The sequence below is a fragment of the Halomicrobium sp. HArcel3 genome (assembly GCF_058933135.1).
On the sequence record NZ_JBZYDN010000005.1, the window covers coordinates 18,135 to 41,685 of the forward strand.

Below are 23,551 nucleotides of genomic sequence, written 5' to 3' on the forward strand. Positions count from 1 at the left end.
ACGGTCAGTCAGTCGCTTGAGCGTTTCGGTCTCACTGAACACCGCCGCGTCAATCGGCGTCGAATCGGCGGTCGGCAGTCGTCACGGCGACGTCGTCGTCGGCCGCGTCGCCGGGGAGCCGCCGTTCGAGTGCAGCCCGGATCTCCGGGGCGGCGAAGAGCAGGCCGAACAGGACGAGGCCGATCGCGACCTGGCCGTAGCGCGCCGGGGAGACGCGGCGAAAGTAGTAGAGGAACGCCGTCGTCCCCGAGGCCGGGACCGGCGCCAGGGGCCACACGAGACTCGCGACGTAGGTCCCCGCCCACTGGTCCGGCGACGTGTACAGGAGCGCCCGGTAGACGTCACCGACGACGTGGGTGAGGTAGCCAAAGCCGAACAGCGGGCCGAGTTCGGCGCGTCCGCGACGGGCCGCGAGCACGCTGACGAGGACGACGACCGGGACGGCGACCAGCAGCGAGTGAGCCAGCGAACGCCCACTCGGCAGGAGGTGGACGCTCCAGGCGAGGGGCTTGTCGATCAGGTCCGGGAGCTGGGAGGCCACGAGCAGGAAGACGGTGGCCCGCCGCGACGGCAGGTCCCGGTGGCCCACCAGCCGGTAGACGAGGTAGGGGAGGAAGGCGACGGCGAAGTGGCCCCACGGCATCATCGTTGATATCCACTCACCGCCAGCGGTGATAACTCACAGGGGCCAGAATATCAGCGATAAGAACTAGAGAGGGTGCGAGAGCGAGCGGCTATCGCTCGGACGACGCTGCACAGGACGGGACGGTCTGCCCGCGACAGAACGGGACGGTCTGCACAGGACGGGACAGACTGCCGACGCGACGACGGTCACCAGTGAGTCGGTGCAGTGTCCGGCGGGAGTCGCGACGAACGCGACTAGAGGTATCGTCGAATGGCTTTCTCTCCCGCCGCCGTGATACGGACGGTCATATCGCGCTGGTCGAAGGTGACCAGATCCGCCGCGGCCAGTTTGGGGAGGTGGACGTGGTAGAGTCGCAGTTCGACGGGGGCGTCGGGGTCGACGGGGCCCGGCACGGCGTCGCCGACGGCGTGAGACCGGACGACCGCCGTCGCGAGGTCCGCCACCGACAGTTCCTCCTCGACGTCGTCGAGCGCGGTGAGGACCCGCCGGCGCACCGGATGCGTGAGGACGGCGACGATCTCGTCCAGTCGGGGTCGGTCGACGTGGCCGACCCCCTCCCCGGTCGAACAGTCGTCGTGGTCACACTCTTCATCGTTTCCACTACCGTCGCCAGTCATCGGTCGGTGACAGGGCCGTCTCCCAGATTACGTTACCCCGTGCATCCGATGCACGCCGTGCAACGGCGGTGGCCAGCGACGGACGCACTCGGGAGAAGCGGACTACGCGAAGTCCCCTGGAGCCAGTTCCGTCGCGCGGTCGCGATAGGACCGGTAGACGTCGTCGGCCCAGGTTCGGACGGGCTCGCGGTCCGTCTCCAGGAGGGCCTGCGGGACGCCGTCGTCGTCCTCGACACCGATCTGGACCACGCCCTCACCGTCGAGTCCGAGGTAGAAGGGCACCGCCTCGTCGAGGCCGAACACGGACGAGCCGGCGTCGATCTGCTCGCCGAAGAGCCGGGCGTACTCGCCGTCGCAGATGGTCTCGCGGACGTCGTGACCGACGACCACCTCGGTCGCCAGATCCCCGGTCGTGATCCGCTCGTGGGCCACGCGAGTGCCGTCGATGTCGATAGACGGCAGGAGCGCACGGACGCGACTCGCGGTCCGGAGGAGTTCGGTCTGTTCTCGCGCCGGCGCGTAGGGATCGCCGGGACTCGGCGTCGTCACCGTCGCGCCGTACAGGTGCGTCAGGTCGAGGTCGAACTCCTCGTGGGGGAACCACTGCAGAAACGGGCCGAGATCCGTGGTCTCGTCCAGTCCGTCCAGGAGTTCGCAGAACTCGTCGGCGACCAGCGTTCCGGTCCCCGTAGCACGGACCACGCCGTCGTCGCGCTCGACCCAGCCGCGTCGTTCCAGCGCCTGGACCGAGCGGACGACCGTCGACTGGGAGGCCTCGAGGCGGTCCCGGAGCGTTCGCCGGCTCGTTGGCCCCCGGTCGCTGAGGAGCGCGAGGAGACAGACGCGGGTCTTCGAGCGAGAGAGAAAGGCGACGTGGTCGAACGGGTCCTCTGACATTCCTGTATTCCCCGTTCACAGTTGGATACTTTACTGTATTCCTCGAAATAGTCGATCGTTTTGCAAATTTCGTTGACTGTAGGGCCGTGCTACTCCTCGGTGAGCGGGGCTTCCATCGAGACGACGTCGAGGACGATCTCGTCGGCCGTGTCGCTGATCGCCGCGACTTCGCCGGCGACGGCGAGGTGCGAGCGCGGCGTCGGCCCGACGACGATCGGGTCGCCGACCGACACCTGGTCGACCGACCCCTGGAAGTGGACGTGCGCGGTACACTCGGTCGGGTGGAAGACGTTCGGGAACCGGATCCGGTCGACGGTCACGTCGACGCGGTCGAAGTCCTGGGCGAGCGTGACGGAGGCCCGCTCCTCGAGGTCTTCGCGCTGCAGGACGTCGAAGGCCGCGTCGGTCGGGCGATAGCCGCCGTGCGGCCCAGGGACCCCCTCGACCAGGTCGAGGGCCTTCAGTCCCTGCATCGTGTTCCGGACCGTCGACGCCCGCTGGTCGACCACGTCCGCGATGGTGCTCCCCTTCACGGGGTCGCCGGACGCCTGGTACTCGTTGACGAGGACGGTCACGATTTGAAGTTGACTGTTAGACAGGTCGACGCTCCCCATATCCTACCCTTCTCGTGGACGCCCCTGAGAGTACCGCTCGTCCCCGGCGACGAGTCCGACCGGCGACGGACCACTCGAAACCGTCGCCCGGATGGTGAAGACGTCAGGATAGAGGTGTCGTGTCCCGACTGCGAGTACGCGGACACGGTCTGATAGTGGTCGTTGTAAGCCCTTACCGGCGTTCGACGTGGACGGTACCGGCGAACGCCGATAAAAAGTTACAACGACCACTATGAGAGGCTGTCAGTCAGTACGGCAGTCACGTCCACCTGCCACAGCGCAGACAGACCGTGGGCAACCACGGTTTGTCCTCCAGCACTCGCTGCTCGTCCTCGCAGTGGGGACAGTACATCACGTATCGTGGCATATGAACTACACTTCAGAGACGACCCTCATAGCTGTTGCCAATAGCAGGACGTGTCGATATATATCGACGTGGAGGAGAGAATCCGAGGCCAACAGTGCGATCGGTACCAGGTCAATGGACGTAGCCACCAGCTTTGTCGCCGGAAACGCAAACCGCCGACTGCGAGTGGCCCCACGATTAATATGCTGGTAAGTACGCCGCAGTCGCCTGGGAGACATCGGAAGACGCTCTCTAGGGTGGCGAACCCATCGCATAACAATGCGCCAACAAGTCGATGGGCAAGTCAGGAATGGCACGACAGATACCGACGACGACGCGCCGGGCGAACGCGCCCGGTGAGTCGACACACGACAGCCTGACAGAACGGCCCAGTCCGCGAGGACGGGCGATACCGGTCCAGTATCGAACTGACGACCGGAGCGCGACCCGGAGGGCCGGTCGATGACGGACGCACGCACGCGCCTCACGGCCCTCGTGCTCGCGGTGGTGATAGTCACGAGCGTCGCGGTGACCGGCGTCGCCGTCGCAGAAACGTCCGGCAACGACGCCACGGCCGGCAACGACGCGCCCACCGAGGAGCCGACCGAGGAACCAACCGAGGAACCCACTGAACAACCGACCGAACAACCCACCGAGGAACCAACCGAGGAACCCACTGAACAACCAACCGAGGAACCAACCGAAGAGCCGACTGAGGAGCCGAGTGACGATGGACCAGGCGAGGAGACGTTCGTCGTCCAGCAGGGCGAGAACTGTTACACGGCGACGACGCTCGGCGACGGCACCGAGACGGTCGAATCCTTCTACAACTACAGCGCGGACTACGACTGGAGCTCCGAGGGGACCAAGCACCTCCAGGAGAACCAGGTGAGCAACCTCTTCGTCTACGAGGGCTCGGAGGGATACAGCCTGGTGTTCGTCCACGACAAGCACGGTGACGGTCCCTACGGGGGCACCATCACCTTCACCGTCGACGGCCAGCCCGCCGACGGCGAGTGGGCCGTCGAGGACGACGACTACCAGGGTCGCGACGACAACTTCGACCACCACGGCACCTACAGCGAGATCGACTGGAAGTGGTCGTCCGACCGCAACGACGGCGGCGCCTTCCGCGGCCTGACGGCCGAAGACGACGTCGCCATCACCATCGACCCGGCGTTCAACGAGGAGGCCGAGGCCTGGGGCGAGTGGCCCTACTCCGGCGACGAGAACAACCGGACCGAGTCGTGGCAACTGCTCGGCGCGGACGGCGAGCCGGTGACGACGCTCGACATGACCGAGAACGTCACCGTGACGACCGGGAGCTGCGCGAGCGACGAACTCAGCGCGGCCCTGTCGGTGAACGACTCCACGGTGGAGCCCAACCAGTCCGTCGCGTTCGACGCCAGCGGGTCGACCAGTGACGAATCGATCGTCGAGTACCGCTGGGACTTCGACGGCGACGGCGAGACCGACGCGACGACCGAGTCGGCGACCACCACGCACGCGTACGCGAGCGACGGCGAGTTCGACGCGACCGTGACGGTCCTCGACGAGGCCGGAGAGACGGACGCCGCGAGTGCGACAATCGCCGTGTCGGCGAAAGACGACGGAACGGACGACGAGAAAGACGAGAAAGACGAGAAAGACGAGAAAGACGAGAAAACGGGCGACGCGCCGACGGCCAAGCTCGACGCGCCCGAGGAGGTAGCGACCGAGACGAAGCTGACGCTCGACGCGAGCGCCTCGACCGACGACGAGGGCATCGTCGAGTACCGCTGGGACCTCGACGGCGACGGTGAGATCGACGAGACGACCGAATCGGCGACGTACGACAAGTGGGCGACGTACCCCGGTGAGTTCGACGTCTCCGTGACGGTGGTCGACGCCGACGGGAACACCGACATCGCGAGTACCGTCCTCACGGTCACCGACGGCGAACCGCCGACCGCCGACCTGCAGGTTCCCGACGAGGTGACGGTCGGTGAGGAGTTCACCGTGAAAGCGACCAACGTCTCGGACCACAGCGGCGTCGCCCACGTCTGCTGGTACGCCGACGGTGAACCCGGTCCCGACGGCGAGACGATGACGCTCTCGTTCGACGAAACCGGCGAACACACCGTCTCCGTCCTCCTGCGCGACGAGGCCGGGAACGAGCAGAAACTCACTCGCACCATCCAGGTCGTCGCAGCCGACTCGGGTGAGGACTCGAAGGATTCGGACGATTCGGCGGACGGTGACGACTCGAAGGACTCCGACGACTCCACCGACGACGAGTCGGACGATAACAACGACAACGACGACAAGTCTGACGACAACGACGACTCGGACGACGATTCGAACTCGACGCCGCTCAGCAACGACCACGACACCGACGACGACGAGCCCGACATCTCCATCACGTCGGTGAACGTCAGCGCCGACGAGGTCGACGTCGGCGAGAACGTGTCGGTCACCGTCACGCTCGCGAACGACGGCGACGCCGACGGCACCCACACGGTGTCCCTCTCGGCCACCGGTCCCGTCGAGAACGTGACCACCGAGAACGCGACGGTCGACGTCGACGCTGGCGAGACGCGCAACGTCACCTTCACGACGTCGTTCGCGACGGCAGGTGAGTACAACCTCTCGGTCGACGGCGAGACGTTCGCGCTCACTGTGGTCGACGAGGAGGCTGAGAGCGAGGAATCGGACGAGTCGGACGCTGACGAATCGGACGCTGACGAATCGGACGCTGACGAATCGGACGACAATGACTCGGACGGGCCGGACGAGCCGGACGACACAGAGACGGAGAGCGACGACGCCGGCGGCGCCCAGGAGCCCGACGGCGACGACTCGGCCACCGGTGCCAGCGGGCCCGGATTCGGCGTGCTGAGCGTGCTCGTCGCTGCACTGGTCGGCGTCGGCATGCTCGTGCGACGGCTGTAGTCGACCCGAAGACTGGCTGCCAGGGAGTTCGGCTCCCGTTCGACGATTTTCTTTGCGGGTTGCGGACTTCTTTTGAATCGAGTGCTTGCGAGTGAGAGCGATTGTTTCAGCAGACGATACCGGTACTTCAAACAGAGGAAAGCCCTCGGCTGACTCCGGTGCCGAAAGATCGCTGTCGTCCGAAAATTGGAGATTTTCGTGATGAGCGTGGGACTCTTTGAGTCCCACGAACCATGCGCCTCACTTCGTTCGGTACTTACTTCGTCGGACTTCGTCGACCGCCCCTAGCCCTTTCAGTCCACCAAGGGGCTTGCTTTTGTCCGACTACTGGGCCCCATCCCTCTCGGTCGCGAGAAGTCCGTCGACGAAGCCACGCTTCGAGAAGAGTGCGAAGCGGTCATTGGCCTTGCCATCCTCCTTACGGCAAGTTGTTCTGGTCATTTAGACGGCCTGGCTCGCTGTCTTTCACTGCTGCGAACCACGTTGTCCCCACTGCGATTGTCACAAGTTCTGGCGGGAGCTCGCCTTCGATGCAGGAGGGGAGATGGTTACTCAGGTCGCTGGGTGGGTGAAAGTGGCGGACTGGGTTCGACGTGTCCACGTTGTCCGCTTCCCGACCGAAGCGGAATTCCAGCCCTTTTTCCCTGTAGTGGTATTTGTAGTCCCCGTTCGTCCACCACTGAATATCGAAGTATCCACCAGCCTGGTGAATACCAGGGACTACGGTCACCCTCGCCTCGTGAGGTGTCCGACACGCAGACTCGAATTGTCCGTCCCTGGAGTTCTTGTATCGGATCCTGTGGACACATTCCCCCAGTCTATCCTCGAAAGCATTTGTCGCCGCTGCGATCGCCTCTTCGTCGAGGGGCTCCCCACTTCCCATTCCCATTTTTCCACCTAGAGCGGAGAGACGCGAGTATCGTCCTGTCGCGTCTTCTGCGATCCGTTCGTCGCACACTCTCTCGCCTCTCGGAATCGGTAGGCCGCACGGAGGAACGTGAGGTCGCGCATGGCAGTCCGCCACTGAGATATCTCCTCGAGTTCCGCTTCGGAGAGGTCGCCATCCGAGACGAGTACCTCCTCAGGCATGTCGGTCCCGTACGTATCACGATATTCAGCCAACTCCTGCTGGAGATTCTGGATTTGATCGACCAGCGAATCGGACTTCGCCAGTCGCTGAACCCGTTGCATCAGATACCAGTCGGGGTCGCGCTGATAGAGTTTCCCGTTGTCCGTCCGCTCGGCCAGGACTGTGCCCTCCGCTGCGAGATCGTTGAGCTTCTTTCGAGCAGTCGTCGTCGATACCTCCGCTATCGCAGCGATATCGCCAGCGGTCTTCGGACTGGCGGCCCGCTTGATCACGTCTTGCACTCGATCTCTGGCCGTCGTCGATTCGACCCACTCCGCTTTCGCGAAGTCGTTGATATCGTCGAAATCGGCAGGGTCCACCTCGAATGGAGACATCTCGTCGACGGAAAGAGGCTCCTCCGGGAGCTCGTCCGAGTCCGGAAACTCGTCAGGACCGCTCTCTTCAGTGAGAGGGTCACCTGGTTTCTCGTCGGTCATCGTGCATAGTAGTACTAAGTAGAGCCAAATATATGTTTCGCGCACAGATATTTGTCATCCAACGACAGCGTGTTTGCATATAGAGAGACCAAATGCAAACAGTGGCTTCTGGTGAGTGGCTTCGTTGCATTCCGGCAGCCCAGATGCAATCGTGGCCTCGTATCCCCGTCGCTCTCTCATTCAGGCCAGCTGATGCAAGAGAGGAGATGGCCCGGTAACTGACTCCGTCCCCTTTCGCATCTCGCACTTTCGGTCCTCAGGGACTTACTGTCCGGGTGCGAGGAGCGCTTCGAGGTCGTCCATATCGTACAGCGACCACTCGCCGTCGAGGTCGGCTTCGAGTCCGTCGACGAAGCCACGCTTCGAGAAGAGCGTGAAGCGTTCTGCTCGGTCGTCTGGCCCCCATCGGACGCTGTCCGCCTTCGCTCGCAGGTCGTCGACCAGTGCGTGGCCGACCGGTTCGGCAGTCCACTTACACTCTGCGAGGAGGCTCCAGTCGTCGTTCGGGGCGAGCGCGACGACGTCGGCATCGTCTCTCCCGTGCCACCATCGGCCGACCTGAGAGTAGGGGTCGAACTCGCCGCGTCGGACCCCCACCCAGACCGCCTCGATACAGACGTCTTCGAACGTCGTCGCGACGTGGCTCGGAAGGTCGGGTTCGATCGTTCCGTCGAACACGACGTCGGGCGCCTCTTCGATCCCCGAACGGTTCGGTTCGACGTAGCTTCAGTACTGACATCGAATTGCAATTTGTTTCTTTTGTCGAAAGAGCCTGCTACTTTGTTAAAGTTCTAGAGCCGTGGATTTATTACTGATTGACTGAAACTCGGTGACGAGGATGTCGGTTCCAAGTACCTGCCCTGAGTGTGGGACACTACTGAATCACGTCAAAGCGTCTCCCGGAGGGACGAACGCCCCGATGACGATGTCGTGCCCGGACTGCGGGTTCGAAGAGACGGTTTGAGGGTGGATAGGGTGGTCTAGTGTTCACATCGTGGGTGGAACTGGAGGTCCAACCAAGATGAGGACAGTAACGTCCCCTCCTGCAGTCGCGTCCCAGAGCGTGGCCCTCACTCATTGATCAGCTCCCGCGGTGGGCACCATGACAAACTCGGTCTAGGGGATTGAGTGGAGATGAGAGATTGCCTCGGACGTTCTCAGCCCCTTATCGAGGCTTCAAAACCGGTTGAATCGTCCGGAAGGACCATAGAGAGTAGGCCAACAGACAGAACTAGACGCCCAACCAGCGCCACAGCGAGAAGTCAACCGACAGCTGTTTCGCCGGCGAAAGATGGTGAGAGGTACAATCTAAGAAACGGGGGGTGCCCAGCCGGTGGCAAAGATACGGGGGTGAGAACTTCATAATCGGTTGCAGTCTGTCGGTTTCTGAGGGTTCTGAGTTGCCATTTTCCCGGCAATAATCCCCTCGGAGAAGGAGTCTACACCGCGATCGATGGGGCCAAATCCGCGTGAGACGCCGAATCAACAAACCCTCGTTGAGAACCAGTCGAGACAGTCGAATTCGGGCAATATTGAGCAAGAGACCAGGCCTGCATGGGTCGTCGGCGATCGGGAGGACGAACGATTAGCCCGATTTCCCGAGCACGACCGGTGATCGAGGGTCAAATTCGACAAACCTTGTTTCAGACGCCTTCGTCCCGGAGATTTCGCGAGGCCAGGTGAACTCTGGTTCACCGACGTCGAATCCCAGAACCGACGTCTCGTCGCCAGCATTCCCACGCTTGTCTTCACGGCCTACTTCCTCGGCAGTCGACCGTCTAGTTCGCTGTCGGCAGTGTTGCGCACTCTTCCTTGCGGACGGTAGAACCGGTTTGGACCCACCACCGAACGATACAAATCCTCTTAGAGCGGCGCTCGACGCCGCTGGCAGTCTGGAAGAAGGTTTGGAAGGAGAACACTGGGTTGCTCTCTTTGTACGAGGAGACAATTTGCGCTGGGTGATGCCACCATCGTTACAGACCCGCGCAGTTATCCCCCGACGATTCGAGAGTGTGGGATAATGGAGAATCGAACTGGCAAAGCCGGGAGGGAGAAGTGATATTGGCCAGGAGTCGTGGGATTTCTGAAAGGAATTATCCGTGGAATTTTCGGGTTTCGACGGGCGAAACCACCGATATATTGAAGGGCCTAGATACGTGAGTTCCGGGTATCTGGGTGTGGGCGCTCAGGGAACTCACCGATGTCTTCACACAACAAACTCGGCGGGGCTCGGGGAACAGTTCGAAACGGGTCCGAAGCGGACCACCCACAGGTGATCTGTACGGCGTGTCAACGACCGATCAAGGACGGCAAGCGAAGCGACTGGCGGGGGGAGCCAGTTCACTTCGAATGCGGTGCTGAGTTGCGGTGTGGGGTTTCGGTTGGGAAGACTGGTTCTGAATAGCGGCTGGAAACGAGAGCACAGCGGACAACGGTCGAATCCCACGGCCTGCTCGGTAGGAATTGACAACACTGCCGTCGACAATTCGAAAGCCCTCAACGCGCGCGGTTCGTTGCAGTTCTCATTGTCTCGCTTTCTGCAGCGCCTCCGTCGCTGTGCTTCCCCGGCCGAAAGGTCAGGGTAGCCGATCTTTGCAAACTTGGCGGCGTCCCTGCCTCAGAACAGTCGTTCCGAGAGTTCGCCGAAGACCGTTTCCAGCCGCCGAACTGCTCCTGTCGACTATGTCTGCCGACGTCACCAGTTGGGTTATCTGATTCGCCCGGCGACGCTGTTCGTCGACGGGGACGGTATCGGCGAACGGGAAATCGATTCCCGTCATATTCTCGCACCATTCCGAAACAGTTCTCGTGACCGGCTCGTTCGACTCTTCGTCACGTTTTCTGGCTGCTTTCTCGCGGTCGCCGTGGAACCGCCAGGCCTCAGTCAGTGATCCACCCCCCTCCCGGAGCGTAAACGGCGTGTCGTCGTCCCACAGCCGAACGAAGCCATCGGCTAATTCCTGAATGCGGTCGTCCATCCGGTCGGCGAGTGTCGGCGACGGAATCCAGCTCGTGTGGATTTTTCTATCCGTGGTTGTCACCGGTTCGTCGGAATCCTTGAGAAAGTCGAGTGTCCAACCGTCGATCCGCTTACGAGGAACTGAGAGTCCGCTGAACAATTACGGTGAATCGAGTGACGGGTAGATATGCCTCGTTGAAAGGTTTCGACCGGACTCGCGCCGTCCAAGGATAGCCTACCGCGCCGCTATAGACCCTTGATTACAACCGCAACGCTGCTTGGTACCACGAACTCAACGCGATTGAATCTGATGAGTCCCAGTCGCAAAGGAAAAAACCCTGGCGAGCGGGCCTGTCGCGGTCGGTTGAGTTTTGCCAAGGCGAGATATATCTGTTTTGTAATGTGTCTCAAGGATAGGTCGGATCGCCAGACTGGGACCAAGTTTGAAGATTCTTTATCCCCCCGATCTCTCGAACTCGATACTGTTTCGTCCGGGGACTGTGAATTCAGCAATAGCGAGTCCATGTTCACTTGCGGTCGACTGTCACCAATTCAGCTGATTGGGTGCGGTCACCGGTATGGCAGCCGATCAATCTTCCTAGTCGCGTTCGTCGGGGTGAGGGGGCAGTCTTGCGGCCGATACGGCCAGGGTTGGAAACGCGGATAAGAGACGAGCGCGGCGTTGCTGGCTGCTGGAGCGGTAACGAGGGGCCGTGGTACCTCTGGGTTGATCGGCATCGACAGAGCAGATCAGCAGCCGGCAACTGGGTTGGGAGCAATTTGTTCAGGGGGGAGCGTACGAGAGCAACCACCAACGTTGCAGAAGGGGCCGGTAGAGCAAACGCAGATCCTGTTCTGGTCGTGCTGTGTTTCGAGGCGAGCAGTCCAGTTGATGACTGCGTGCTGGTCACAGTACGCTTTTCGGCAGTCAGGACAGCGCCCTTTGATCCTTCGGGAGACGACATCGTAGCCCATCGCTCCGCAGCGCGGCACAGCTGTCAGGAACCGCTTGTTCGAGCCACCGCTGCACCAGCTACCATGAACCTCGACTTAGCGGTCAGAGATAGGCGTCCATGACCGAGAAATCGGAGTCGTGGCCGAGACCGATGGCATGGCCGAGTTCGTGGGTGACCACGTGCTCCATGTCGGACCGGCTCGGGTCCGATTGCACGACACGTCGACGGCGCCGTACAGCGTCCCTTCGCTGGGTTCGACGACGGGTGCGCAGCCGAGGAGTTCGCCAGTGGCCGAGGAGCCACAGTGGACGGTGACGTCGTCCACGAAGTGAATCTCGACGTCGATGTCCTCGCCGTCGCTCGCGTCGTCGATCGACTGCATCCGCGCCTCGTACGGCGTGTCTTGCTCGTGGGACTGCTCGGTCCAGAACACCATCGTCGATTCGAGGCTCTGCTGGCCACTGGCCGTGGACTCGACGACGCCGACTTCGAGTCGGGACTCGCCGTACGGGTTCGAGTCCTGGACCAGCGGGATCGGGTCCCGACCGTCCCGGACGCCGTCGGCGTCGGTGTCGGAGTCGGTCGGGTCCGTCCCGGCGTCCAGTTCCGCGCCGTCTTCGAGGCCGTCGCCGTCCGTATCGTCGTCGGTAGGGTCGGTCGCCGAGCGGGTTTCTTGCGAGTCGTCCAGCCCGTCACTATCGGTATCGGCCTCGGTGGGGTCGGTCGGTCCGTCGAGTTCCTCCCTGTCGGTGAGGGTGTCACCGTCGGTGTCTTCGTCGGTCGGGTCCAGGTTCTACCGGAGTTCGGTGGCGTCGTCGACATCGTCCCCGTCCGTGTCTGCAGCAGTGGGGTCGGTCGGGAGGTCGTGGTGTTCCTCGTAGTCTCCGAGCCCGTCACCGACCGTGTCGGTCGCCGTGGGGTCGGTGCCGATGTCGACCTCGTCGGCGTCCGGCAGGTCGTCGCCATCGGTGTCGTCGTTCGAGAGGTTCGTCCCGAGCGTCGCCTCCCTCCCGTCGTCCAGTCCGTCGTCGTCGGTGTCCGCGGCGAGCGGGTCGCTCCCGTGGTCGTTCAGTTCCGCGCCGTCCGCGAGCGTGTCGCCGTCGGTGTCCGGGTCGGTCGGGTCGGTCCCACGGGTCTCTTCGACACCATCGTCCACGCCGTCGCCGTCAGTGTCGCTCTCGAAGGGATCCGTGGGCCCGACGAGTTCGACGGCGTTGGGTTTGCTGTCGCCGTCCGTATCGAGTGCGCCTGCAGCGCCCGTCGAGGCGATGGCTACCAGGAGAGCAACGAGAAGCGGGCCTTTCGACGAGAGGACGGGGGAACATTCCTGGTACGTACACTCGGTGCGGCTGTGGAAAGTCCGCTGGCCAGGTGGCATTTGGGTTTGGTGGATCGGTGAATAGGTCTGGAAGCAGACGGTTCGCGACGAGACAGGAACGCCTCGGCCCGCTCGGGGTCTACACGCATACCGCCAACAGAGGAGAGTCCTCGGCCCGCTCGACTCGTGCGGCTCGCTGTGCTCGCCTTTCAGTCCACCAGGGAGCTCACTACTCGGGCGTGAGAATTTCGTCGAGGTCGTCCATATCGTACAGCGACCACCCGTCGTCGAGGTCGGCTTCGAGCCCGTCGACGAAGCCGCTCTTCGAGAAGAGCGCGAGGCGTTCCGTCCTGTCGTCCGGCCCCCATCGGACGCGGTCGGCCTTCGCTCGGAGGTCGTCGACCAGTCCGTGGCCGACCGGGTCGGTAGTCCACTTGCACTCGGCGAGCAGAATCCGGTCGTCGTCCGGTGCGAGCGCGACGACGTCGACCTCGTCTCCCCCGTACCACCACCGGCCGACCTCTGAATAGGGGTCGAACTCGCCGCTTCGAATCCCCGCCCAGACCGCCTCGATACAGACGTCTTCGAACGTCGTGGCGACATGGTTCGGGAGGTCAGGTTCGATCGTCCCGTCGAACACGACGTCGACCGGTTCGTGAACGCCCCCTCCACGTCCGTGTACGGCCGACCCGACTACCTCCCCTACGACGAGGCCCGCGCCACCTACTCCAAGAGCCCCTACGCTGTGACGAAGCTCGCCACCGAATACTACTCCAAGGTGTACTACGACCTCCACGGCCTCCCGACCGTGAGTCTCCGGAATTTCACGATGTACGGCCCGCGGATGCGGCCGAACACGGCCATCACGAACTTCGGCTCGCGGTGCCTCGACCGCGAGCCACCGGTCGTCTACGGCGACGGCGATCAGACGCGCGACTTCACCTACATCGACGACGCGATCGACGTGAACCGGGCGCTGCTGGAGACCGACGCCGTGGACGGCGAAGCCCTGAACGTCGTCTCGACGGACAACATCAAGATCAGGGAGTTCGCAGAGCACGTCATCGCCGAAACCGGGTCCGATGTCGAGACCGTCCATGAGGACGCGAAAGACGCCGACGCCCGGCCTACCCACTCCGACGTCTCCAAGGCACGGGAGTTGCTCGGCTACGAGCCCTCGATCGGCATCCGAGAAGGCGTGTCGCTGTTCATCGACTGGTACGAGGACAACCGGGAGTGGTACAGGCCGATGGCTTTGCAGTCGTAGGTTCTCGGACGGGTATTCTGGGTCGTGGTGGGTGACTCGAATTGGATTTCCGTGTCTGGGAGGTGGTTTACTTTGAACTGGAACCACTACGTCGCAAGTCAGGTGAGAAGGGTGGGAAGGGAATTGCCCGTCAAAGTCTGTTTCTGGTTCTGTACGAAGGGGGTGAGCGTTCGGGGAATCTCCCGGTATCGCCACACAAACTCGGCGGGTCTCAAGGAACAAGTCGGGGCGGGCCGGAAAGGATCTGCCGCAGTTCATCTGAATGGCGTGTGTCAACACTCGACCGAGGCCGGTAAGCAAAGCGACTGACGTAGGAGCCAGTCCACTTCGAGTGTGGATCCGGATTGCGGCGTGGGTTTCGATTGGTAAACTAGTGCTGGAGGAGAACCTGCTATGCGTTTAGCGGCGTTACATTAGCGCATTAGGCTATTTTCCGTCGAGAAGCCCCGTTTCGTCTGTCGCTGGTTCAGTGTGGCCGAAACAGTTCGAAAAGGAAAGTATCCCCCGTTTTCAGTTAGGGACGTTTAACCGGTTTCCGGGCTCAATTACGTTCGTCTCGATATCCGAGTGCCAGTCGATCCAGCGATCTTAGCTAGCCTGTACCAACAGCGAGAACCGGGCCTCCTAGTCAAGGAGCCCTAGAAGGTAGCTACTGACTCAGTGCTCGTTTTCTGGCATTGTCTCACCCCGAGCTATCAATTTCATCGAATATCGACGCTTCTCCAGCATCGCCGCGATTTCTGGATAGAAGAAGATCAGGGAGAACAACACGATACCGAAACTTCCGTGAACGTACCGAGAAAAGGAAACTCGGGTAAAGTAGTAGATGAGTGGCATAACATCTGGTTCGGGTATCGAAACGAGTGGCCAGTAAAGACTCGCGACGTACGTGGCCCTCCACTGACTCGGTGGGATAGTGAGGAGGAGATTATAGATATCCCCGAAGACGTGTGATAGATAACCAAACGTGAAGAGCGTGCCGAGCGCCGGTCGACCACGGCGGAAAAAGAACGCCGTGACGAGAAGGATTAGCGGAATTGCGAAAAAGAGCGAATGAGCTAACGACCGCCCCGATGGGAGCAACTGGATACCCCATGCGAGAGGTTTGTCGATAAGGTCAGGCAGTTGTGAGGAGAAGAGGAGAAATAACATAGCGTGGCGACTCGGGAACTTCTTCCGCTGTATTAACCGATACGCAAGATACGGGAAAAACACGACGGCGAAATGGCCCCAAGGCATCATACTAATAAAAATTTCGCGCTTCAATGATAACCATGAGGACCCAAGAATCAGATTCGATATTTCGATTACGTTGGTTGAGAAAATCAGTACGTTGGTGGGTGAGGAGATTCAAAACCAGGGACAGGGTCAAAGAGAGGTTTCCCAACTAGAACGATCGAATCAAGTTACCTTAAGCGCGGACGTAATCATCCCTGGTAAATCGGTCATACATCTTTGCAGAAAGATAGTAGGCTGTACTGGGATGTAGTGCAGCCGGGATTTCTCTCAACACACTCTTTGAGAAGACTGGATTCCGGAACCGATCTATCGTATACGCTAGCAAAGTTCGGTTCGAGTACCGGTGAGGGACTTGGAAATTTTCTCGGTGGAGCTTGTCAAGTTCGCCCGAGCTATGTCCGCATTCACGGAGAATGCGGTTGATGTGATCAGGACGTGTCGAAAAAGCGAGCTCGGTCAACTCCTTAATCAGGGTGAAAAATGCACCAGTCCCCTTCTTGCAATTGTTTTTCTGTGCAGTTTCGAGTAATTCATCGACGTCAGCCGTATCAAAGTTCTCGAGCGCAAAGACTGCTGCATAGTACTCCTTGAGAGTAAACATGAGTTCAGTTATTGAATGGTTCACATGAATGACGAGGTCGTTCGGCTTGGAAACGATCGGCATTGTAGTCCCAGAAATATCTCCCATCACAGTCTTATTCCGGATGGTTTCCTTGTCAAAGTAGAGAACTTCGTGCAAACCAAAATCGTCCTGTATGTCGATAAGCTGATCGGTTTCTCGATCTCGGATCGTCATTGCGGACGGAGCCACCCCGAGAACCTCGTAATCTTCACTTTCTACAGTCTGCTTGATTCTGTTTATTACCCTACCGTTCTGGTTGTCAAAGACAAGGACGTCAACATCGCTGAAGTCTGCCCAGAAAGGATGGTGAGTTTTTGCGACGACGTACGGAATTCCCTGGGGGATGACTTGCTTGAATCTAGAACAGGTAGAGCCCAATCTCTCGTGAAAGTCTTTCCTTTCTTCGAATTCGTTGCGTAGCTCCGTCAGTTTATCCTGGTCATGTAGCGCCTTGACGTACAGTGCCCCAATTTTGTTCTGCCGTGCTACCTGGTAGAGCTGTGGGGATTCAATAGCCGTTTTGGGTTCCAAGCACCCATTATTAGGGAATCCGATGGTGCGTAAGAGTTGGAGAGTCGGATTATTCGTCGGAGAGTTGTTATTGACAGTCATGGCGACATAATGACGAACTCACGCTTCTGTGATTTAACCTTCGACATCCGTCCCTACGACTGGATGAGAAAACCAATATGAGTGGGGACCGGACCTGAAACTATCGATGGGTCTCGCACTATCGAGTAGTAAAATATTCCTTGCCAATATACTCGTGGCTGTTGTTTCATTCGTTGGGACGATTTATTTTGCGAGGTATCTCGGGCCTGCGATAATCGGGATCTACTTTCTATTCGAAGCACTGCTACGACTTCTTGGTGCAGTAACTGACGCCGGGTTTCGAAATGCGCTTGAAAAGCGCCTAAGCGAAGGCAGAGAAGCCACAGAGATCATCGGAACCACAGTAGCTATCAAATCGATCGCACTGGGTCTCGTGATCATAGGAATTGTGTTATTCAGAGGGTGGATCAATGCGTATCTCAATGCCCAACTGGCCCTCTATCTAGTCGGGATGCTTATCGTCTACGAACTGGCAAACCTCCAGTTCAAGATCCTATTCGGTCAACATAGAGGGGAAGAGACGGCCCCGATCGTAGTTGCTCAGCACCTAGTCTGGCTATGCCTTGGAGCAGTTCTTTTGAGCTACGACTTTGGCCTCAAAGGACTGCTAATTGCGCTGTTTGCAGGTTTGCTGGTGAAATTCCTTTGGGGAGCGATGAAGCAGCCACCCGCACTAGGTTCTCCTTCATGGGCCACTGCTCGATCGCTTTTCGAATTCGCGAGGTACAACGTCGTAACTGTGTTTGGACGATATTTCTATAACTGGATTGATCTACTGCTCATCGGAGTTTTCCTTACGACGACTAGCGTAGCGAAATACGAAGTTGCCTGGCGGGTAGCCGGTGTCACGATTCTCCTCAGTCGTTCGATATCGCTTGTACTACTGCCGAAGATCAGTAGTCTGTACGAGAAGGGAGAACTGCGAAAAATTGAAAGCTTCCTTCCGAAAGCACAGTACTGGGCGATTGCATTGGTACTCCCGGCGTTCGTCGCATCTCTTGTGCTATCTGAAGAGATTATCATGGTCTTGTTCGGAGCAGAGTACGTCTCTGCCTGGGCGGTCTTGATAGTCGTCATCGGTGGAAAAGTCTTCCAAGCGGAACACGTCGTACTGGAACGGTCACTCCAGGCGATTGATAAGCCATCTCTTTCCGCCAGGGCCAACGTCGGTGGTATGGTGACGAACGTCGCTTTGAACCTCGTTCTCATCTACTCCTTCGGTATTCTTGGTGCCGCCGTCGCGACGTCGATGGGATATCTCTGCAGTGCCTTGCTCCACTACGTCTATATCCGACGAGATATTAGTGTACGACTGCCGGGGCGGCTCCTGGGCTGGTCTACGGTCGCATCCCTGGGGATGGGCGGATGCCTCTGGCTACTCAAACGTCATATTACACCAGACAGCATCCCCCTGCTTGCACTGTTCGTTGCAACGGGCGTTGTTGCGTACGTTGCACTCCTTGGTCTCTACCAGCCACTCCGTGACGATATTTTTAGTGCCCTAAGCTCGGCCAACAGGATCTGATCGGAGACACAGTGGAGTTTACCGACCCGGGAGCCGGGGGATGAAATGACGTCTGCCAGTCATTCCAGATGTTTATGAAGGCCGATTGGTTAACCAATGATCAACAGAAGTTAATTAATTCTGGGTGCAGCGTCAGAACGACTGGCAGTGTAATTGGGGCAAAATTTTGAGGTTGGATACTTCTGGAAACACGAGCAAGCAGATTTTGACCGACGCCGGCGCTCGCTATAAGGGTAATCGGCGGCTGCCCACTCGGCGACAGTGACCTGACGACTATGCGGCTCTTCCGTCGTAGATTATGCATTGAACGACAGTAGGAACATGCTGAGAAGGCTTCACGCTACATAGATGCGCGCGATCTTGTAACGTTCTAGTGCCGGGCGCTGGTGTGAGGAATTGATCTGGGATTATGGCTACTTCCTCTGTTTCAGTTATTATAGGTCTACAACCGGAGAACCGCAGGTCGCAAACTTTTAGTTTTATTGACCGGTCGTAATTTCTAAGTCACACCACTCATGCCAGCTCTTCCTTCTGTTTATTCCGGAACATCTCTAAAACGAAGAGATCTCATCAAGGGCCTTTTAATCATCTCGTCTCTTTCACTTGTAGTTGGGGTGTTTTTGGCCCGGAATGGGGTTGCCAGCCTTTTTCTCTGGACGATTGTAGAACGGGCCGCCCCGCTTGTTGAGACAGGGCGATCCTCACTGAGTGAAGCCTTGAATCCGGGCTACGTTATGATGCTGGCAGAACTCTCGATTGTCACAGGACTGGAGCTCTCACAAGTAGTGTACCTTCCAATTGGTATCCTCCTTGTCCCATTCGTTTACTTTGTGGTCGTCAAATCTCTACTAAGGAGTGAAATTGCAGCACTCGCCATCATGATCTACGCTATGACCCACATCGCCCAGACAGGGTGGTATAACGTGTTTGCGTACGTCTGGGCACGGCCGCTATACCTACTGTCACTAATGCTACTTTTCTGGATAGGGTTCAAAATTAAAGATTGGAGGTATTATCAATTATTAGGGTTGTTCTTTGTCGCCCTCGTTACGTTGCACTATACCCCACCTGGTTGGATAATTATTCTTGCAACCGTTTTCGTAATCGTCGCGTTCTATGACCAAACTCGACGATATAGCCCCCTGATTGTCGTATTGTTTACAGGCTTGTATTTATGGCTCGTGAGAGTTGTCTACCGAACTTTCATCCCCCTACTCGCGGCTGAGGTTTCTCGAGGAGAGGGAGAATCCGACAACATCAATCCAATTGCGAATCTAATCAATAGTATTCGTTCGATGCTCGGTGGCAGTCCGACTCCACCAAGCGAGTACATTTTCTTTCCGGCTACGCCATTATATAGCCGACTTCGGCTCGCGTTGAACGCCTTATTTGCATTATTTCTTGCTCTTGGTGCAATGGGAATTTTGCGCAAGCTAATTCGAGAGTGGCGGCAGGAGTTGACGTACGAAGAATACCTACTTATCGGAATCGGAATCACATTCGTCATTCACGCATTCGTATACGGAGTTGTCTTCAGTTTCAGCACTCAAGTTCTGATATTTCTGGGGCCTGTCATTGGTATTCTCGCACTTCGACGATTCGACTGTAGCAAACAAACAGAGCACGTATTCTTGATGCTCGTCCTGGCGATCGCGCTACCAGCACTGATCCTTCGACTGGGGCAATTAAACGGGAACCTCCTCCAATTTGATTATATCATGCCTGGAGCAGAGTGGTTTACACGTAACTCTCCTGGGACTGCAAATTCGCCAGCTGATGTCACTGGCGGGTTGCACATTCACCCATACTATAGTTTGGCCGCGGGCGAAGTGAACGCCTATAATCCGGTCTACATCACACCAGAGCTGTACGAGGGGATTGTTGCCAACGGATCAATCGCTGGTGAAACGGACTATCTTGTTGTGGACCCCCTCGGTCGGGAAAAGTATATTCAGGGAACCAGAATCACGCTCCACTACGAACCTTTGGGAAAGCATAGTGAAGCCGTGAGTAACAACTACGAACTTGAAAAGGTCTATGGTGATGGGATGACGGAGATATACGAAGTAAATGAAGAGTAAGCAAGAGTCTGAATTTTGTGAAGTTTGCGGAAAAGCCAGATCGCTAGATACGAGAACACCAGCCACGATTTATAAACCCCAGACTATAGATTGTAGCCACCCCAATCGTTTTTCACTTCTCGCATTTGCTGAGTGAATAGAGACCGTCAATAAGACCAACATTCCTTGTAGCATTCTGGTGGCGCAGCATACGGAGATGTTAATAAAGTAATCCAGATTCACGGTGGAAATGAAATGGTCACTCAAGACTTACAACTGGCAAACATAATACGGTAAAGGGGGGCTGGCCGTCAAGCCTGCATATAGAAACCATGGAGAAAATTTTAGTCAGTACTGATTGAATGGTCATTTGTGCAACCAGACATCCTTCTCGTCGTTTTAGACACGGCACGCGCCCAGACGTTACTTCCCGACCGCAGTAAACTGATGCCGAATCTTTTCGATGAGTTGACCGACGGGGTCGTTTTCACGAATGCTATCGCGAACGCACCGTGGACACTACCATCGCACGCGTCCATGTTTAGTGGACAATACCCGGCCCATCACGGTGCCTACGCACGCGGAAGCTACTTCGAAACCAACGAACCGACGATAGCGGAGATAGCCAAGCAGCAAGGGTATCAAACCGCTGCATTCTCGAACAACCCCTGGATCAGCCCGGCCTTTGGATTCTCGGATGGGTTCGATTTCCATCAGATGGGATGGGAACTGTTTCCTGACGCCGCAGATCTTTCAGATATCGGGTTGACATCCGATTCTGCCCGAGAGAAGGCAGTCAAATTAACGAAGGAACTATTCAAGCCATCGGGGCCAAAGACGCTCGCTAATGCTGCTTACATGCGGTTGCGGTATCAACCAGAGGCATCCGGAGCAAAAAATGCCGTCAAGCATCTAGAACGATGGCTTGCTCAAGAGTATGATCCGGAGACGCCAACGTTTACGTTTCTCAACTTTATGGAAACGCACTTGGAATACGTCACCCCGCCCGAATATCAGGCAGAGTTCCTCCCGGAAGACGTTTCCGTCGACGAAGCTGCCGAAGTGAATCAAGACCCATGGAGCTACGTGGCCGGTGAAAGGGAGATGTCCGAGCGGGAACTGGAAATCCTGCACGCCCTCTATCGAGCAGCATTCCGGTATGTTGATGAGCAGCTAGAAGCGGCACTAAATTATTGGGACGAATATGTCGGACTTGATGAGACACTCCTTATCGTCACCGGAGATCACGGTGAGCACATCGGAGACCGTGGGCTGATGGACCATCAGTATTCACTCTCACAGTCGGTAGTTCGTGTTCCACTGGCACTTAAGGGCCCCAGAGTTCCTGCAGTGACGGAGACAGATGCGCTCGTGGAGCTCCGAGATATCTATCCGACGATTGTCAAAGAAACAGGAGCGAATCTACCCGCCAATGAGAGTATTTCATCTCGAGGTTTGATCGACGTGACCAAATCGGGGGACGGTAGATCGTTCGCCGTCAGCGAATATCCAGCGCCACAACCGACAATTAACAGCCTCGAAAGCCGAGTCGGTGAGCTAGACGAGGAGAAACGACGACAGCTCGCCCGTCGATTGAAAGCCATTCAGAGCACGTCTGGCGAAAAACTAATTCTTGACGACGCTGGTGGAAGAGAACTGTACGATTTATCGAAGGACCCAACAGAGCAAACGAACGTCGCGGCGCAGAACCCCGATGTCGTCGCTGAACTCGAAGACGTACTCGGGGAACGTGTTGGACAGTGGGCCTCGGAAACGATAGGCGGCGGGCATATCGATTCAGGGACAGAGGCACGACTTGAGGATCTCGGTTATATATAGTTACTTTACTTGCAAAGATTCCTGTGAATCATCCGAAATCCAGCCACCACGCAGTAATCTGTATTCAATCCCCCACTACGCTCTGTCTCAGATTCACACCGAGCGGAGTCAACTATTCTAACGACATGTCATCGAAGGCAAATTAATGCAAATTGTAATGTGAGTGTGTAGGATAATTTTACAGCCGAAGTTATATTCTGTGCGTACTTTCAAACTCACCAACAGTATTATAGAACACGGCGACGCCCTTCTACTATGAACGATATCGTATTGGTAACTATTGACTCCTGGCGCAGAGATTCGATAGCTCGGATGCCCAATCTCTCGAAACGAACTGATGAATGGAATACAGCAACAGGGGTCAGTCACTCTTCGAAGACATACCTCGCGTTTCCATCGATGCTCGCCAGCTCCCTGCCGACTGCGAGTTACGACGATTCCGGGTCTCTGGTCCCGGATGTGAATCCCTTGCCCCGTGTTCTCAGTGAAGCGGGGTACTCGACTGGCGGATTCATCGCCTCGAATCCAAACGTCCAACAGTGGGAGCAGTACTTTGACACGTTTTGGAATGATGGAATTGCAGACGCAACCGAACAGTACACGTCAAAGATAGAAAAGTGGCGAAAGCGGATACTTAAAACTGTCCTGATGCGGAAGCAGGTTTCGGCTGAGACAGTAGCGAGACGGGCAAAACAATGGTACGTTTCAACCGATGGCCCCCGATTTCTGTGGATGCATTTGATGGAACCCCACTTCCCCTACTATCCCGGCATAAGGAAAGCAGCCGACGTTGGACTCTTTAGTTCGTATCAGACGACGGTCGATTTCCATCGTCACCGTGAGGCAGTAGCAGACGAGCATCGGGATACGCTGGAAGCCCTCTACTACAAAACCGTCGAAAGGTTGGATGACCAGATTGGTTCCATACTAGATTTTCTGGACGACGATGCAACTGTCGTCATCACTGGGGATCACGGGGAAGAGTTCCAACACGACGTCGCAACACACGATCATCTGTACGAAGAATGTGTCACTGTCCCGCTGCTGACGAATAATCTTCCAAGCGTAAGTGGCGTCGAGTATTTACGACATCTAGATATCGCCCCCACAATACTTGACAGGCTTGGGATAGATCCACCGGCTGAATGGGAAGGAGACGTTGCCCGTGATGTGAGTACGAAACATCCGGTGCGGATGGCAAACATCCTGGGAAAGGCCGTCTACACAGGAGTTCGGACAGATGATAGAAAAATATTGAAAACGTTCGAAACAGATGGGTCTACGGCGATAGAATGGTACGATCTTGCGAATGACCCGGCTGAGCAGCATGATTTAAGCGAACGGAGTGAACCCCCCGAGATGTTGTCGAAGGAACTGGACGCATTCATTGACTCTAACGACTTAGATACAGTCCGTCAGGATGCAGAGCAGTTCATCTCCGACGTTGCGACCGACCGACTCGAGGAACTCGGCTACGTTTGACGGGGTGGAACTTTCGGCAGAGTTCGAACGACGGTTGAACGGCAAAAAGTATCCC

Annotated in this window: 16 protein-coding genes and 4 pseudogenes; 6 read left to right on the top strand and 14 right to left on the bottom strand. The window is 57.7% G+C overall.

What is annotated here, in order from left to right; genetic code table 11:
- Positions 1-49 precede the first annotated feature (49 nt).
- The 4 genes from AC5FRV_RS13620 to AC5FRV_RS13635 form a co-directional block, all read right to left on the bottom strand.
- On the bottom strand, positions 50-646 hold the full coding sequence (locus AC5FRV_RS13620) for a metal-dependent hydrolase (protein WP_493561636.1): 597 nt from the start codon (positions 644-646) through the stop codon (positions 50-52).
- Between the two features lie 233 nt (positions 647-879).
- Positions 880-1,263: a DUF7344 domain-containing protein gene (locus AC5FRV_RS13625; RefSeq protein WP_493561637.1), complete on the bottom strand. Its 384-nt coding sequence runs from the start codon at positions 1,261-1,263 to the stop codon at positions 880-882.
- A 102-nt stretch (positions 1,264-1,365) separates the two neighbouring features.
- Positions 1,366-2,160: a helix-turn-helix transcriptional regulator gene (locus tag AC5FRV_RS13630; RefSeq protein WP_493561638.1), complete on the bottom strand. Its 795-nt coding sequence runs from the start codon at positions 2,158-2,160 to the stop codon at positions 1,366-1,368.
- Positions 2,161-2,249: 89 nt separating this feature from the next.
- Positions 2,250-2,774 (bottom strand): TrmB family transcriptional regulator, encoded by a 525-nt coding sequence (locus tag AC5FRV_RS13635; protein WP_493561639.1) that lies wholly within the window; start codon positions 2,772-2,774, stop codon positions 2,250-2,252.
- 808 nt (positions 2,775-3,582) lie between these two features.
- Between AC5FRV_RS13635 and AC5FRV_RS13640 the strand changes: the two genes are divergently transcribed.
- Positions 3,583-6,051, top strand: coding sequence for a PKD domain-containing protein (locus AC5FRV_RS13640; RefSeq protein ID WP_493561640.1), 2,469 nt, complete (start codon positions 3,583-3,585; stop codon positions 6,049-6,051).
- Between the two features lie 418 nt (positions 6,052-6,469).
- Here the strand turns inward: AC5FRV_RS13640 and AC5FRV_RS13645 are convergent, their stop codons facing one another.
- The 8 genes and pseudogenes from AC5FRV_RS13645 to AC5FRV_RS13680 all read right to left on the bottom strand — a co-directional run.
- On the bottom strand, positions 6,470-6,940 hold the full coding sequence (locus AC5FRV_RS13645) for a toxin-antitoxin system TumE family protein (protein ID WP_493561641.1): 471 nt from the start codon (positions 6,938-6,940) through the stop codon (positions 6,470-6,472).
- Positions 6,941-6,948: 8 nt separating this feature from the next.
- Entirely contained in the window at positions 6,949-7,617 is a 669-nt protein-coding gene (locus AC5FRV_RS13650) for a winged helix-turn-helix domain-containing protein (RefSeq protein ID WP_493561642.1), read from the bottom strand.
- A gap of 264 nt (positions 7,618-7,881) precedes the next feature.
- Positions 7,882-8,340: pseudogene (locus AC5FRV_RS13655) on the bottom strand (DUF234 domain-containing protein); the annotation flags it as partial.
- A gap of 1,853 nt (positions 8,341-10,193) precedes the next feature.
- Positions 10,194-10,658, bottom strand: a complete 465-nt coding sequence (locus AC5FRV_RS13660; RefSeq protein WP_493561643.1) for a hypothetical protein — start codon at positions 10,656-10,658, stop codon at positions 10,194-10,196.
- A gap of 975 nt (positions 10,659-11,633) precedes the next feature.
- Complete coding sequence (locus AC5FRV_RS13665) at positions 11,634-11,720, bottom strand: M57 family metalloprotease (protein ID WP_493561857.1); 87 nt, start codon at positions 11,718-11,720, stop codon at positions 11,634-11,636.
- 392 nt (positions 11,721-12,112) lie between these two features.
- Positions 12,113-12,322: pseudogene (locus AC5FRV_RS13670) on the bottom strand (helix-turn-helix transcriptional regulator); the annotation flags it as partial.
- A 3-nt stretch (positions 12,323-12,325) separates the two neighbouring features.
- The gene (locus AC5FRV_RS13675; protein ID WP_493561644.1) at positions 12,326-12,910 is read right to left on the bottom strand and encodes a hypothetical protein; all 585 of its coding nucleotides are present in this window, start codon (positions 12,908-12,910) and stop codon (positions 12,326-12,328) included.
- 169 nt (positions 12,911-13,079) lie between these two features.
- Positions 13,080-13,511 (bottom strand): annotated as a pseudogene (locus AC5FRV_RS13680) (DUF234 domain-containing protein); the annotation flags it as partial.
- Between AC5FRV_RS13680 and AC5FRV_RS13685 the strand changes: the two are divergent.
- Positions 13,485-14,117 (top strand): annotated as a pseudogene (locus AC5FRV_RS13685) (GDP-mannose 4,6-dehydratase); the annotation flags it as partial. The pseudogenes AC5FRV_RS13680 and AC5FRV_RS13685 sit on opposite strands and share 27 nt — an antisense overlap.
- Before the next feature lie 657 nt (positions 14,118-14,774).
- Here AC5FRV_RS13685 and AC5FRV_RS13690 read toward each other — a convergent pair.
- Together AC5FRV_RS13690 and AC5FRV_RS13695 are read right to left on the bottom strand one after the other, a co-directional pair.
- Positions 14,775-15,359, bottom strand: a complete 585-nt coding sequence (locus AC5FRV_RS13690; protein WP_493561645.1) for a metal-dependent hydrolase — start codon at positions 15,357-15,359, stop codon at positions 14,775-14,777.
- A 169-nt stretch (positions 15,360-15,528) separates the two neighbouring features.
- Positions 15,529-16,509, bottom strand: a complete 981-nt coding sequence (locus AC5FRV_RS13695; RefSeq protein ID WP_493561646.1) for a hypothetical protein — start codon at positions 16,507-16,509, stop codon at positions 15,529-15,531.
- 187 nt (positions 16,510-16,696) lie between these two features.
- Between AC5FRV_RS13695 and AC5FRV_RS13700 the strand changes: the two genes are divergently transcribed.
- The 4 genes from AC5FRV_RS13700 to AC5FRV_RS13715 all read left to right on the top strand — a co-directional run bounded on the left by AC5FRV_RS13700 (position 16,697) and on the right by AC5FRV_RS13715 (position 23,496).
- Positions 16,697-18,115, top strand: coding sequence for a flippase (locus tag AC5FRV_RS13700; RefSeq protein ID WP_493561647.1), 1,419 nt, complete (start codon positions 16,697-16,699; stop codon positions 18,113-18,115).
- Between the two features lie 515 nt (positions 18,116-18,630).
- Positions 18,631-20,196: a hypothetical protein gene (locus AC5FRV_RS13705; RefSeq protein ID WP_493561648.1), complete on the top strand. Its 1,566-nt coding sequence runs from the start codon at positions 18,631-18,633 to the stop codon at positions 20,194-20,196.
- Between the two features lie 351 nt (positions 20,197-20,547).
- The gene (locus AC5FRV_RS13710) at positions 20,548-22,014 is read left to right on the top strand and encodes a sulfatase (RefSeq protein ID WP_493561649.1); all 1,467 of its coding nucleotides are present in this window, start codon (positions 20,548-20,550) and stop codon (positions 22,012-22,014) included.
- Positions 22,015-22,269: 255 nt separating this feature from the next.
- Positions 22,270-23,496: a sulfatase-like hydrolase/transferase gene (locus tag AC5FRV_RS13715; protein WP_493561650.1), complete on the top strand. Its 1,227-nt coding sequence runs from the start codon at positions 22,270-22,272 to the stop codon at positions 23,494-23,496.
- The last annotated feature ends 55 nt before the right edge of the window (positions 23,497-23,551 follow it).

What these genes read in the sequence shown, in the direction of transcription:
- AC5FRV_RS13620 (WP_493561636.1), bottom strand. Translation starts at nt 646, where the DNA reads ATGATGCCGTGGGGCCACTTCGCCGTCGCCTTCCTCCCCTACCTCGTC.
- AC5FRV_RS13625 (WP_493561637.1), bottom strand. Translation starts at nt 1,263, where the DNA reads ATGACTGGCGACGGTAGTGGAAACGATGAAGAGTGTGACCACGACGAC.
- AC5FRV_RS13630 (WP_493561638.1), bottom strand. Translation starts at nt 2,160, where the DNA reads ATGTCAGAGGACCCGTTCGACCACGTCGCCTTTCTCTCTCGCTCGAAG.
- AC5FRV_RS13635 (WP_493561639.1), bottom strand. Translation starts at nt 2,774, where the DNA reads ATGGGGAGCGTCGACCTGTCTAACAGTCAACTTCAAATCGTGACCGTC.
- AC5FRV_RS13640 (WP_493561640.1), top strand. Translation starts at nt 3,583, where the DNA reads ATGACGGACGCACGCACGCGCCTCACGGCCCTCGTGCTCGCGGTGGTG.
- AC5FRV_RS13645 (WP_493561641.1), bottom strand. Translation starts at nt 6,940, where the DNA reads ATGGGAATGGGAAGTGGGGAGCCCCTCGACGAAGAGGCGATCGCAGCG.
- AC5FRV_RS13650 (WP_493561642.1), bottom strand. Translation starts at nt 7,617, where the DNA reads ATGACCGACGAGAAACCAGGTGACCCTCTCACTGAAGAGAGCGGTCCT.
- AC5FRV_RS13665 (WP_493561857.1), bottom strand. Translation starts at nt 11,720, where the DNA reads ATGGAGCACGTGGTCACCCACGAACTCGGCCATGCCATCGGTCTCGGC.
- AC5FRV_RS13675 (WP_493561644.1), bottom strand. Translation starts at nt 12,910, where the DNA reads ATGCCACCTGGCCAGCGGACTTTCCACAGCCGCACCGAGTGTACGTAC.
- AC5FRV_RS13690 (WP_493561645.1), bottom strand. Translation starts at nt 15,359, where the DNA reads ATGATGCCTTGGGGCCATTTCGCCGTCGTGTTTTTCCCGTATCTTGCG.
- AC5FRV_RS13700 (WP_493561647.1), top strand. Translation starts at nt 16,697, where the DNA reads ATGGGTCTCGCACTATCGAGTAGTAAAATATTCCTTGCCAATATACTC.
- AC5FRV_RS13705 (WP_493561648.1), top strand. Translation starts at nt 18,631, where the DNA reads ATGCCAGCTCTTCCTTCTGTTTATTCCGGAACATCTCTAAAACGAAGA.
- AC5FRV_RS13715 (WP_493561650.1), top strand. Translation starts at nt 22,270, where the DNA reads ATGAACGATATCGTATTGGTAACTATTGACTCCTGGCGCAGAGATTCG.